Below are 13,614 nucleotides of genomic sequence, written 5' to 3'. Positions count from 1 at the left end.
AATCGTAAATCGTCATTCGTACATCGTAAATAAAGATGATTGTGTATATGCCGTGCAAGTGAGATTATCTCATTTCTTTCACTGAAAGAAATGGATAACAGAACAAGTTCACAACGATGTTTAATAGTAGTACTACTGCTTAGTACAAAATAAAAATATTTTATGAGCGAAACTCCTTCAACAGGTGGTAATGTTTTTTTAAGAAGACCGGTTACAGCCATTGTAATATCAATAGTAATCTTAATGGTGGGTACGTTGGCAATTATGAATATGCCGATCAGTCAATATCCGGATATTACACCACCAACGGTACAGATAACAAGTAACTTCACCGGTGCCGATGCGCAAACGGTGGAACAAACTACTACCACTCCAATCGAATCGCAGGTGAATGGTGTACCGGGAATTACGTACATGCAAAGTAATAGTGCCAACAGCGGACAATCCTCTATTACGGCTACATTAGACCTTGCAGCTAATCCAAATATTGTTGCGTTAGATATTCAAAACCGTGTGGGCATTGCTACTCCTACCCTGCCAAGCCAGGTACAACGGTTAGGGGTAACTACTTTAAAACGTAACCCGAGCATTTTGATGCTGGTGGCAATTTATTCGCCGGGAGGTTCGCATAGTATTCCATTCATGGATAACTATGCCAACATATATGTGCGTGACCAGCTGTTACGTGTACCCGGTGTTGGTGATGTGTTTAGCAGGGCTGATAATTTTAGTATGCGTGTGTGGCTGCAACCTGATAAGCTGGCGCAAATGGGTTTAACAGCGAACGATGTTCAGAATGCAATTAATGAGCAAAACTTACAGATAGCTGCAGGTTCTGTTGGAGCGCCTCCGCAAAACTCCGGTTCTGCATTTGAGTTTACTGTTTTCACCAATAGCCGTTTAAATACAGAAGCTGATTTTGGCAATATCGTTGTTCGTTCTAATCCTGCTGATAAATCAATTGTTTATTTAAAAGATGTAGCCCGCATACAATTAGGTAAAGTAAGTTATTCGGCAAACTCTTTTGTGGATGGTAAACGTGGCGCTTATTTATTAGTGTACCAGGCTCCGGGAAGCAATGCCCTTGAAACTGCCGAAGGTGTATATGCTGCCATGGATAAGATGAAAAAATATTTCCCCGCAGATATAGATTATGTGGTTCCTTTTGAATCGGTAACGGTAGTAAAAGTTTCTATATCGGATGTGGTAAATACTTTATTGATAGCATTATTGCTGGTAACGATCGTAGTGTTTTTATTCCTGCAAAACTGGCGTGCTACTTTAATTCCGGTATTGGCGATACCTGTTTCTATTGTCGGCACCTTCATATTCTTTATACCACTCGGATTTACCATTAATACATTGACCATGTTTGGTTTTGTATTGGCAATTGGTATTGTGGTAGATGATGCCATTGTGGTGGTGGAAGCGGTACAGCATTACATGGATTCGGAAGGTTTATCGCCGAAAGAAGCCACAGCAAGGGCTTTGGCAGATATCAGCGCTCCGGTAATTGCCATTGCCTTGATATTGGCATCGGTATTTGTACCGGTTGGTTTTATTCCTGGTATTGTTGGTAAGCTGTATCAACAATTCGCTATCACTATTGCTATATCAGTTTTAATATCTGCATTTGTAGCGTTATCGCTTACTCCTGCATTGTGCTCTTTATTATTAAAGCCTCAGCATCTTTCCAATAAATCAAAAGGCTTGAATCGTTTCTTTTTTGCGTTCGATTCAAGGTTGGCTAAAATAACCAACGGTTATACCTCCAGTGTTGGCAAGTGGATAAAGAAAGCGCCATTAGTGGTTATCTTATTAATATGTATCATCGTTGGCGACCTTCTATTATTTAAAGCAAAGCCAACAGGTTTTATTCCTACGGAAGATGATGGACGTTTGATCTGTACGTTTGAAATCCCTGAAGCTGGTTCTACCACTCGTTCTATAAATGTATTGGATAGCATGATCAAGTTAGCACAAACAGTTCCAGGTGTCTACCATACAGCGGCATTAGGTGGATTGAACTTTTTAACCGGCGGGGCTAAATCCAGCAGCGGTAGTATGTTCATGCAATTAAAACCATGGGATGAAAGAACCAAAGAATCTGAAAAGATAGATGGCATTGTTGCAGAATTAAATAAACGTTTTGCCTCTATTAAAGAAGCAAGAATTGTGGTTATCAAACCTCCGGCAATTCCGGGTTTGGGTAACGCAGGAGGTTTTAGTATACAGATTGAACAACGGCAATCGAACGATGATATCAAAACGTTTGAGAAAGTTGTAAACAACTTTGTTGCTGAAGTAAAGAAACAACCGGAGATAGATAAGAGTCCGCAAGGTGCGTTCACCTTCTTCTCTGCACGTACGCCGGGTTATATTGTAAATGTTGATAGAGATAAATGTAAAACCCTCGGTTTGAATTTGGCAGACGTGTACAATACCATGCAGATGTACATGGGCGGAACGTACATTAACCAGTTCACTGCTTACGGAAGAAACTTTTATGTAGTGGCACAAGCGGATACAAGCTATAGAAGTGATGTAAGCAAAATAGGACAATATTATGTAAAGAATATAAGCGGCGAAATGATACCATTAAGTGCTGTTGTTAGTTATAAGCTAACGGAAACGGCTCCACTGGTTTCTCACTTTAATTTATATAGAAGTGCAGAAGTAGATGGTAGCGCTGCTCCCGGTTATAGTAGTGGTCAGGCATTGGATGCCTTGGAACGTGTAGCGGATAAAGTTTTGCCGGAAGGTTATGGTTATGAGTTCTCAGGCTTGAGCTTGCAGGAGAAAAAATCAGGCAGCAGCTCTGCCTACATCTTTGCTTTATCTGTAGTGTTTGTATTCTTATTCTTAGCTGCTTTGTATGAAAGCTGGGCGGTGCCTTTCTCTGTATTATTAGCCGTGCCGATCGGTGTGTTGGGTGCGATCATTGCATTAACACTTATTCCAAGATTATCAAATAACGTATATGCACAGATCGGTTTAATTACCTTGATAGGTTTGTCTGCCAAGAATGCGATATTGATCGTAGAGTTTGCAAAAGAAAGATTGGATAAAGGCATGAGCGCTGCTGATGCGGCATTGGAATCTGTCCGCTTGCGTTTACGCCCAATATTAATGACATCCATTGCGTTTATCCTTGGTGTATTGCCGTTGGCATTGGCTTCGGGTGCAAGCTCGGTAGCCCGTAATACTATTGGCTGGACGGTGTTGGGCGGTATGATCGCTGCAACAAGTTTAGCAATTTTTGTGGTGCCGGTATTGTTTGTGGTGATTGCAAATATTGCAAACAGGAAGAAGAAGACAGTACAGTTGGATGATGCAAAAGAGTTGAAGGATATTTAAAGGATGACGTATTTATCCGCCAACATAGCGACAATAAAATATTATGAGCAGCTTTTAATAAGACTTTAGTTAATATTGTCACTGAAATCGTCTACTCTTGTCATTGATGTGCATTCAATCGCTTCAAGGTCGCTGTCGATAATACCATCAATTAATTTTCTTTGTCCACCAACAATTGAATATGTCAAATCTGTATCTGTAAAAACAAGCCAAGATTTGTCTGCGGCAAAGAGATAGCCAATGAAGTCTGAGTTGAAATATTCCAGTACTTCCTCAAGATTACACTTTACCAAATCTTCCGCTTTGTTGCCTTTCCAAGAAGTGTGAGGAGCAATTTGATAGATGAAAGCTTCTTGAGACGCTGTATGCAATTTTAAAATATTCAAAAGTTTTACCAGCAATTGTCTTGCTAAATGTCCTTCATTTGGGAAGATTAAATTTTTTTGCCAGCCTATCTTTTGGAATTTCTTTTCAAAAGTCTTTTGATTTATCTGATTGTGAAAAATGAGACCATACTTATCCGCTATTGTTTCCCAATTTACAAAGCTCCATTGTTTTGAGTTGTACTCTTTTAGCCACTCTTCACGTCTTTTCAATATTTCATTTTGTGTCAAGATCTTTTTTTGATCAGATTTATTTCGAATCTCTAATATATCGGACTCATCAGTGGCCAATTCAAATGGGTGAAATATTTTACAGTAAGTATCAAAGATTGGCGGGATACATTGCCCAATGTTAGCTCCAGTTGACTCAAAGTCTTTTGTTGTATGAGGAAGTTTTCCATCTTCGATCCATCTAGCTATGTTAGTTGATAGTGTTGTCATAAAGTTGCTAGTTTTTCTTCGCCTTGGTTCGTGTCCACGAACCAAGGCGAAAGCTTTTAATTATGCACACGCCCTGTACCATTGCATGCTGTGCAGTATTTACGGCATAGATGACCGCCACCTCCCCCGCAATCATATTCCATATAGCCACGCCCGCCGCATACTGAACACGACGAAAAACTTGAATACGATGATGAAGATGAACTACCCCCGGAACTACCGGATTGGTTGTACAACGCCATCTGACGTTTTTGTTCCGGACTATAATAGTATGGATCGGTTTCTTTTGAATAAGGTGTAATGGTTTGATGTATATAAGGATGATTTTTTTCGTATTCTGCCTGCTCCTTTTCTTCCTCTATTTTGATAAGGGCATCTTCCTTTTGTTGAAGACTATCATATGTATTGGAGACCCGCTGATAAAAAACAACATCCGGTATGTATACTGAAGTAAGCCAGTTTTGAGCGTATTGGGAAATCTTATTTCTCTTGCTGCCTGTTGGTCTGTAATCATCATATTTAATAACAACCTTATAATCATTGCTACTATTTAGTGTTGCCACAATTGCATCATTGCTTCCGGCGGGTGTAAATGTACCGTTTACACCATCTTTAGTAGTAAAGATACCGGCACCATCGTTGATTGCAGCATTAAAAAATTCTATAGTGCCTGACGCAAAATTGTGGTCTTTAAATTTTCCGGCATAAATACCACGTTCTGTGAGCAGAACGCTTTTTCCATTTATACAATCTCCCGAAAGACAGTAATAATCAAGCGGATTATATAGGTTAATTGTAAAATTATTGTCGGGCATAGTAAGAAGGTTGTGGCTGGTAACCTTTACATTAAAACTATTATAGCCGTCAAAACTACCTTCCTCCTGCAAAAATTGATTGGATGACTTACCCATTGGATAAAAAAAATGAGTACCTTTTATAAGCTTGATACCTTTAAATTCAGTATCCTCAAAAGTGCCAACGGCCGTTTCCAATGTATCGCCGCTTCGCAATGAAAGTAAAGTATAGCTGCCTTCTTTTAATAATGTATTTTTCATCATGCCACGCTTCACACTAAACAGTCTTACTTTTCCGTCGGCACCATACGGTCTTAATGTATACTCAGCAGCATAACCATCAATATATCCGTCAGAAAAAGTACCCGCAGATATATACATCAAAAAATACCCGTAATTATAAAAATATACGCCCTCGCCATCTTTGCAATTACCGCTAAGGCAACCTGCCGGACTGTTTTCTGTAAGATTGCTGATATCAATAACAGCATTCTCTTGTGCCAATACGCAGGAAGCGATCAAAAGAAAAAATATTGATTGTAAGAAAATAATTTTCATAATAATTATTTGTAAACTAAAAGTAAGCGTTAAGTTAAGCCTAAACAAATGAATATATCTATATCATGATTGGTGAAGACAGTAGTAGGTTAAGCCGTTTGCTTAACACCATCTCGGATTGCCGCTTCCAATATGTCGATATTTATGTCTTTCAGTGTTTTGAACTTAATACAGTATCCGGTTACACTTGCCTTACCTATTGTTTTTCCATAGGTTCCGGGTAAATACTTTTTGTCTTGAATGCCCATAATATAAACTGATATTCCTGTTGTGTTTGCACTAATACCAACCTGGTAAAATTCTTTGGTCTTACCATCAGCATATTTCATTGTTAGAAGACCATAGCCAATATTAGGATTGGTAACAATTTTCCCTTTGTCGTCCCTGCCGTCTAAAAACCATAATTTACCTTTTGGAAATAGTTTAAGTATGCGCTTATGCAAAGCTTCCATATCTGAACGTTTTGTATCAGGTTGCGATGCTATGTAATTGTTGATTTGCTTTTGAATGTCCATTTTAGTCCTTATTAATGTGTCGTTTTACAATTATTACTACTTCCTTCGCCTTGGTTCGTGTCTCCACGAACCATTCGCTATGGTCAATCTACGTCAAATACTTTAAACAAATTATTCAGAAAGCCAAATTCATCAATACCATCTTCATAAAATTTCGCTGAAGAATAATAATACGAAATATCATTTTTTGCCAATTGCCATTTACCTTCGCCTTGGTTCGTGTCTCCACGAACCATTCGCTATGGTCAATCTGTTGCACCACGGGAGGTAAAAAAAATTATGACTTTTTTTTAACCCGATATGATTTAATAGGAATTGTTGGAAGGTCTGCACTATAAAACTGAAAAGTATCTTTTATAATGGAAACATTTTTCATTTTATATTCATGTATTTCTAATTTAATTATAATATCGGTACTATCAATTTTATAAGAATAATGCTGTTTCCGATTTGTGAAATACATAGAATCTTTTTCAAATACCATAATAGCAGTATTTTCATTCCCACCCCATTCGCCAATCAAATTTACTTTTAAAGAATCCTCTTTACCGAGGGAAACGCTCTTAACTGTATTGTGATTATTAGTACAACTAGAAAACATAACAATTGCAAACAAGATTTTCTTCATGTTTCAAATGTAATAAAAAAGGCTGCATTTAGCAGCCTCTTCGCCTTGGTTCGTGTCCCTTCGCCTTGGTTCGTGTCTACACGAACCATTCGCTATGGTCAATCTCCGTCAAATACTTTAAACAAATTATTCAGAAAGCCAAATTCATCAATACCATCTTCATAAAATTTCGCTGAAGAATAATAATACGAAATATCATTTTTTGCCAATTGCCATTTACCTGATACCGGATTGTTATGGATATAATTCAGTTTTTGTTTAGCTACTTCACGACTCCATATTTCTATCCCTAACGAGTCTCTTTGCCAAAACTGGTATTCCTTATTGGCTGCGTCTACTTTATAATTCTCCAAGCCTCCTGATAATTTCAACATCTTTTTAAATTCATGTGCTGTGAATTTAAGAAAGCTGCCTTTTGCACTTTCCTTTCCATTTGGCGCATTCAGTTGCCATATTAAATGAATATGGTTGGGCATGATAACAAATGCATATACTGTTATAGCACCTTTATCCGAAAGTGTTTTAAGCGAATCTGCGATAAGCTTTTTTTCTGTATCGTTTTGTAACAAAGGGTACCATTTGTGAATCGTTGCTGTCCAAAAATATATATTGCCAATTGCTGTGAAAGATTTTCGTTGGGTGGTTTGCATTGAACAAGTTAAGAAATATTTTATTTTAATGGATTGGACTTTAGCGAATGGTTCGTGTAGACACGAACCAAGGCGAAGGGAAGAAAATTTTAATTTGCCGTTAGAATTTTAATTAAAAATTCTTTCTTTTGCTCTTCAGATACTTTAAGATTTCCAATAATCCAAATATCTTCTTTAGTTTTGTCTTTATGAATATTTGAATCTTTGTTTCTCCAAAATTCTCCATCATGCATAACGGTACAATTGATTTGAAAAAAACTATTTTCTTTTTTTGTTGTGATAAATGAAGATGGAATCCATCCCGACATCTTAAAAACTTTCTTAGAAAAGTCAACATGCATATCACATCCATACTTTCCGAAATATCCCTGCTTCTCTACAGGTTCTATCAAAACAGAATTAGTAATTGAATAAACTAATTTGTCTGTTGATTTTAAAAAATACCATGTGATATCTAGTAATTCTTGGCATCTTTCCTTTTTGGGAGGTTTAGCGTCATCATGCTCAATTCTATTACGTATTTCCATTAACAATTTAATAATGTAGGGTTTTGCAAGTCCATAACATTCTAATAATTCTAGATATCCTCCTTTAGGTGCATTTTTAAACTTTATATCTTTAAGTTTATAAATTGATTCGATAATTTGAAGCCTATGATTTATTGCTCGTTTTAAGTTTGCTATACCATCTGCTAAATTAAATTCTGAAGAACTTGGAGTAATTAAACTTTCTGAATGTTTAATCATTTCATATGGCCTTAGCATTGAAGTATGGTTATTAAATGACGAGCTTGAAACTGATATGTTCCATTTTAATAATTCTTCAGAAACAAATCTTATTTTCATTATTGCTGTAACCTTTAAAATGTGGGTTGCCTAATTGAATACAACACATAAATATATACCATCATCCTCTACTCCCAAAAATTTCACCTTGCTAAAAATCAATAAACAAATATAAGCCTGCACATCCTCCACTACCAATTTCTCTTCAAAACATCCCCTCCGGAGTTCCTCCACTATTCATGTCTGCTGCAAACCTGTCTCCCCGAGTTCCTCCAGTACGCATAGTACTTACAAACTTGCCTTCCGGAAGTCCTCCGGTATACATGTTTAATGCTAACCTATCCTCCGGAGATCCTCCACTGCATATATTTCCTGCTAACACACCTTCCGGAGTTCCTCCGGTGCTTATCTTCTGTTAAAATATATTGCCCATACTACAAATTGTCACCATTGTTTTAAAGCTTAACCACTGAATGTAAGCTTCTTAGTAATTTACTATTGTCATTAATTAGTAACACAAATCTTACACATGAATAACTTAAAATTCCTTCGTGCCCCGGATGCCGGCAATGCATCGGGCGCTCCATCTAACACCCCCGCTCCAGCACACAAAAAAAGCGGGCTTCCTAAAAAAGACAGTGATTTTCTGCATGTAGCAGTAGCCGTTGCCAAAGCTTGGACAGACAATCCTGTTATTACATTGGTCTATACCAATGCGGCAGATTTTAGTGCACTGGTAGCTTCGTATGAAACCCAGCTTAAGGGACGTGCGGCAACGGGCGGCGGAAGACCTATACTTACACAAACACTTTCACAATTGGACGCATCAATAGATGCTGCGGTATCGGAAGTAAAAGTATACCTGCAAAAAAAATTCAAAAAACAAAATGCCCCTGCACATTACCTGCAATTTGGCATTGAAAAGCGAGGCGAAGTATATGAACTTCCCAGAGACAGGAACAAGCGCCTGGTAGCTTTACAGCAAATGAAGGATGCGATCACTGCAGAGGGCTTTGCCGGCGAAGAATATGGCGGTAATTTTTGGAACGATATCTATACGGTATATAATGCCTCTGTGATCAGCGCCGGCAATACCGATGGCAAAATAAGCGAACAGGTAGGCGCTAAAAACACCAATAAAGAACAAATCAAAAAGGTAATGAAAAGTCTTCGCAGGGTATTAGAGGGAAACTATCCTGGCACCTATCCAACCCTATATCGTAGCTGGGGCTGGCAAAAAGAAGATTATTAATAACAGTACGCACTACGCAAACGCCAAACAATTCAACCTGTTTGGCGTTTTATTTTGTACAATCTAATAGATGGAAGGCTGCAAAAACCACGTACTTTAGTATTACGTATATCAAATGCTAAACAAAAAGAAAATGATCAAAAATCTGGCTATAGCATTCATAACGTTTATCGCTTTATCTTGTAATGCTCAAAAATCAAAAACAACAAAGGACAGTAATAATATGACAACAACCAATTCATCTCAAAAAACAGATACAGCAACCTTTGGCAATGGCTGCTTCTGGTGTACAGAAGCCGTTTTCCAGGAGTTGAAAGGAGTACTAAAAGTAACCAGCGGTTACAGCGGCGGCACTGTTGAAAACCCTACCTACAAACAGGTTTGCACAGGCACAACCGGACATGCTGAATGTCTGCAGATTGTATACGATCCATCCGTTATCAGCTATGATGAACTATTGGAAGTGTTTTGGAAAACACATGACCCAACCACTTTAAACAGGCAGGGCAATGATGTGGGTACGCAATATCGCAGCGTAGTTTTTTATCATAGTGATGAACAAAAAGCGAAAGCTGAAAAGTATAAAGACGAATTAAATAAGGCAGGTGCTTATCCTGACCCGATCGTTACGATAATAGAACCTTTTACTAAATTCTATCCTGCGGAAGATTATCATCAGAATTATTTCAATGAAAACGGTGATGAACCTTATTGCCGCTTGGTGATAAGACCTAAGGTGGAAAAGTTTGAGAAGGTGTTTAAGGATAAGTTGAAGAAGAATTAATAAAAACAAAAGATAGATAATGGATAATTGAGCATATCAATTATCCATTTTTATTTTTTTGTCTTTCTTAGCTCTAATAAATTCAAACTATTCGCTTCAAAGTTTTTAATAGTAGGTTGCACCAAATGAATTGCCTCATCATACCATAACGGAACGATCACGGCATCATCGATCACCAGCTTGTCCATTTGCTGATATAATTTGTATCGCAAGGAATCATTTTTTTCTGCCAGTGCTTCTTCATATAGCTTATCAAAAGCAGGATTGTTATAGCGTGTGTAATTCGGAGGTGCCGGATTCTTACTATAAAATACGCCCAGGTAATTTTCAGCATCCGGGTAATCTGCGATCCAGCTGCCTCTGAAAAACAACGCCTGCGATTTAGCCGTTTGTTCCAGCAATAAGCTTTTTTGAATTACTTCTACTTTAATGGTAATGCCGATCTGTGCCAGTTCATTAGCGAAGTAACCGGCAATATCTGCATAAATAGGAATGGTGAGTAAGGTAATGGGTGGTAACCCCTCCCCGTTAGGGAAGCCGCTTTCAGCTAATAATTGTTTTGCTTTAGTTACATCATAACGATAACCAATAATTGAAGTATCGAAAGAAGGTAACCCCTGCGGAACAAAACCATTCTCTGCTGCAGTGCCAATAGAGTTACGGATGTACAACATCATCTTTCTTCTGTCAAACCCATAATTAATTGCCTGCCGGATCTTTTTAAAACGCAAAGGCGAGTTTGCAAGAATAGCATTATTGGTATCTGATAAGATGCCGAAGTATTCAGTGTTCAGATAAGGATGTTTTTGTAAGATGACCTTTCCCTCCCACTCCTTTTTTAAGTTACCTGTTTTAGTAAGCACTTCATCTTTAAAGGATGGATCGATATCATTTATAAAATCCAGCTTGCCTTGCTGAAACTCTAAAAACTCTGTTGCCTTGCTTTCATTAAAAGAAACTTTGATGCCGTCTAAATAAGGTAATGATCTGCCTGTGCTATCTTTTTCAAAATACTGTTCATTCTTTTTTAAGATCAACGCCTGCCCTTCTTCCCATGCAACATACTGGAATGGTCCTGTACCAACCGGGTGGCGACGAAAATCAGTTCCATATTTTTCTACTGCTTCCTTTGGAACAATGGAACAATATTGCATACTTAGTATGCCGAGTATTGGTTGAAAAGGCTGTATCAGCTTTAATTGAAAAGTGGAATCATTGATCGCTTTAAATCCATCCACAGCCACTTTATTAAATATCCATGCGCCGGGGCTTGCCACGTTTTTATCTGTAATACGCTTAAAGCTGTATTCAACATCAAATGCTGTTAACCTTCTTTCTTTATTAGCAAAACAATCATCCCGGTGAAAGAAAACATCGGTACGTAAATGAAACGTATACGTAAGATTATCGGCAGCTATTTCCCAACGCTGCGCCAGCGAAGGTTTCAATTGCATCTTATCATCCACCTCTATCAATGTATTATAGATTTGATGCACCGCCCACATGATAGATTGGTTCTTTGCAAAGGCAGGATCTAAAGAAGCAATGCCGCTGCTTTCGTTGTAATGAAATATTTTCTTATCAGGATGCTGATGAGAAGAGCAAGCCACCAGCCATAAGCTGCAAGCAACAAGTAAATACCGAACACTAAACTTATTATATGAATGGTTCATAAATAATATAAAACTGAACTAAATTAGCAAAATAAAGGCGTAGAAATGAATAAGCATTTTAACATTATTGTACTTCTCATATTTTCACTATTCACTATTGACCATTCACAAGCGCAGCCTTTTACACATGCAGATACATTACGGGGAAGTAATGTAGAAGGAAGGAGTTGGTGGGATGTGCAGAGATATGATTTGAATGTATCATTTAATATCAATGACAGTACTATTAAAGGACAGAATACAATTACGTTTAAAGAATTAAGAACTGATTCTGTATTTCAAATTGATCTGCAAGAGCCCTTAATTATTGATGACGCACAATTAGAAATTGGAACAGCAAATGCTTCTTCTTATGAACAAGCAAATGCATTGAATATGTCTGGTACAATCCAAATAAAAGCAAAAGAAATAACAAGGCAAGGGAATGCATACTTTTTAAAATTTACTATTCCACCAAACCTCGTTAAAGAATATAATGTCAAAGAATATAAAGAGTATAAAAAGCTAATTATTGACTATCACGGCAAACCTACTGTAGCTATTAAGCCCCCTTGGGATGGCGGTCTTGTTTGGACAAAAGACAAATTAGACAGACCATGGGTAAGTATTGCCTGCCAGGGTTTAGGAGCAAGTGTTTGGTATCCTTGCAAAGATTACCAGGGCGATGAGCCGGATAATGGCGCAAGTCTTACGATAACAGCACCGGATACACTAATGGCAGTCAGCAACGGACGATTATCAAAAACAGTTGACAATAAAGACGGAACTAAAACGTATACATGGGAAGTAAAATCTCCTATTAATAATTATAATCTCATTCCTTACATCGGCAAGTACGTTCACTTTGGAGAAGTATACAACGGAGAAAAAGGAAAACTGGATATGGATTATTGGGTGTTGGACTATAATTTGGACAAAGCCAAAGAACATTTTAAAGATGCTACAAGAATGATGAAAGCATTTGAATATTGGTTTGGCCCTTATCCTTTTTATGAAGATGGATATAAGCTGGTAGATGCTCCTTATCTCGGTATGGAACATCAGAGCGCTGTTGCTTACGGTAACGGCTATCGCATGGGCTATTATGGACAAGACCTGAGCGGCACCGGCTGGGGAATGAAATGGGATTTTATGATCGTGCATGAAAGCGGTCATGAATGGTTTGGCAACAATATTACTACCAAAGACATTGCCGATATGTGGGTGCATGAAGGTTTTACCAACTACAGTGAAGCATTGTTTACGGAATATTATTATGGCAAAGAAGCAGGTAATGATTATGTGATCGGGTTAAGAAAGAACATCGAAAACAAAGAACCTATTATCACTGCTTATGGAGTGAATAAAGAGCCCGAAATTGATATGTATTACAAAGCGGCTAACATGCTGCATACCATCCGCCAGGTAATTAATAATGATTCGCTATTCAGGCAAATACTAAGAGGATTGAACAAAACATTCTATCATCAAACCGTAACCACCAAACAGATTGAAGATTATATTTCTCAACAATCAAAAATCAACTTCTCTAAAGTATTCGATCAATATTTAAGAACTATTAATATCCCGACATTAGAATATAAGCTAGATAATAAAGCACTCTCTTATCGCTGGACAAATTGTGTCAGCGGCTTTGATCTTCCTTTAAAGATCAATTGCAATGGTGAACATTGGATCAAACCTGCTGAACAATGGCAAACATTGAACATGCCTCCCGGTGAAAATAAATTCAGTGTCGACAGAAATTTCTACATCAATACCAAAAAGGTAAATTAATTTAGCGCAAACAACAGT

General features: G+C 37.7%; 13 protein-coding genes. 4 read left to right on the top strand and 9 right to left on the bottom strand.

Annotated elements, in window-relative coordinates; translation table 11 throughout:
- Window positions 1-162 precede the first annotated feature (162 nt).
- Entirely contained in the window at window positions 163-3,357 is a 3,195-nt protein-coding gene (locus K9M53_RS08450) for an efflux RND transporter permease subunit (RefSeq protein ID WP_224013789.1), read from the top strand.
- A gap of 65 nt (window positions 3,358-3,422) precedes the next feature.
- On the opposite strand, the gene K9M53_RS08445 is transcribed toward K9M53_RS08450, so the two are convergent.
- The 8 genes from K9M53_RS08445 to K9M53_RS08410 all read right to left on the bottom strand — a co-directional run bounded on the left by K9M53_RS08445 (window position 3,423) and on the right by K9M53_RS08410 (window position 8,493).
- The gene (locus K9M53_RS08445; RefSeq protein ID WP_224013787.1) at window positions 3,423-4,181 is read right to left on the bottom strand and encodes a hypothetical protein; all 759 of its coding nucleotides are present in this window, start codon (window positions 4,179-4,181) and stop codon (window positions 3,423-3,425) included.
- 56 nt (window positions 4,182-4,237) lie between these two features.
- A complete protein-coding gene (locus K9M53_RS08440; RefSeq protein WP_224013786.1) occupies window positions 4,238-5,533 on the bottom strand; it encodes a hypothetical protein in 1,296 nt (431 codons plus the stop codon).
- 89 nt (window positions 5,534-5,622) lie between these two features.
- Window positions 5,623-6,048, bottom strand: coding sequence for a DUF1801 domain-containing protein (locus K9M53_RS08435; RefSeq protein WP_224013784.1), 426 nt, complete (start codon window positions 6,046-6,048; stop codon window positions 5,623-5,625).
- Window positions 6,049-6,131: 83 nt separating this feature from the next.
- Window positions 6,132-6,284 carry a hypothetical protein gene (locus tag K9M53_RS08430; protein ID WP_224013782.1) on the bottom strand — a complete coding sequence of 51 codons (153 nt, stop codon included), beginning with the start codon at window positions 6,282-6,284 and terminating at the stop codon, window positions 6,132-6,134.
- 41 nt (window positions 6,285-6,325) lie between these two features.
- Entirely contained in the window at window positions 6,326-6,676 is a 351-nt protein-coding gene (locus K9M53_RS08425) for a hypothetical protein (protein WP_224013780.1), read from the bottom strand.
- Window positions 6,677-6,774: 98 nt separating this feature from the next.
- Window positions 6,775-7,326, bottom strand: coding sequence for a transposase (locus K9M53_RS08420; protein WP_224013778.1), 552 nt, complete (start codon window positions 7,324-7,326; stop codon window positions 6,775-6,777).
- A gap of 89 nt (window positions 7,327-7,415) precedes the next feature.
- On the bottom strand, window positions 7,416-8,171 hold the full coding sequence (locus tag K9M53_RS08415; protein ID WP_224013776.1) for a hypothetical protein: 756 nt from the start codon (window positions 8,169-8,171) through the stop codon (window positions 7,416-7,418).
- Window positions 8,172-8,316: 145 nt separating this feature from the next.
- Window positions 8,317-8,493, bottom strand: coding sequence for a hypothetical protein (locus K9M53_RS08410; RefSeq protein WP_224013774.1), 177 nt, complete (start codon window positions 8,491-8,493; stop codon window positions 8,317-8,319).
- Between the two features lie 147 nt (window positions 8,494-8,640).
- Between K9M53_RS08410 and K9M53_RS08405 the strand changes: the two genes are divergently transcribed.
- Together K9M53_RS08405 and msrA are read left to right on the top strand one after the other, a co-directional pair.
- On the top strand, window positions 8,641-9,363 hold the full coding sequence (locus K9M53_RS08405; RefSeq protein ID WP_224013772.1) for a hypothetical protein: 723 nt from the start codon (window positions 8,641-8,643) through the stop codon (window positions 9,361-9,363).
- A gap of 133 nt (window positions 9,364-9,496) precedes the next feature.
- On the top strand, window positions 9,497-10,147 hold the full coding sequence (msrA, locus tag K9M53_RS08400; RefSeq protein ID WP_224013770.1) for a peptide-methionine (S)-S-oxide reductase MsrA: 651 nt from the start codon (window positions 9,497-9,499) through the stop codon (window positions 10,145-10,147).
- A 50-nt stretch (window positions 10,148-10,197) separates the two neighbouring features.
- On the opposite strand, the gene K9M53_RS08395 is transcribed toward msrA, so the two are convergent.
- On the bottom strand, window positions 10,198-11,820 hold the full coding sequence (locus tag K9M53_RS08395) for an ABC transporter substrate-binding protein (RefSeq protein ID WP_224013768.1): 1,623 nt from the start codon (window positions 11,818-11,820) through the stop codon (window positions 10,198-10,200).
- Between the two features lie 45 nt (window positions 11,821-11,865).
- On the opposite strand from K9M53_RS08395, the gene K9M53_RS08390 reads away from it, so the two are divergent.
- Complete coding sequence (locus tag K9M53_RS08390) at window positions 11,866-13,596, top strand: M1 family metallopeptidase (protein WP_224013766.1); 1,731 nt, start codon at window positions 11,866-11,868, stop codon at window positions 13,594-13,596.
- The last annotated feature ends 18 nt before the right edge of the window (window positions 13,597-13,614 follow it).

The sequence above is a fragment of the Ferruginibacter albus genome (assembly GCF_020042285.1).
GTDB classification, from domain to species: Bacteria; Bacteroidota; Bacteroidia; order Chitinophagales; family Chitinophagaceae; genus Ferruginibacter; species Ferruginibacter albus.
The sequence above is the reverse complement of the archived record's forward strand: the minus strand, read 5'-3'. Positions and strand labels throughout refer to the sequence as shown.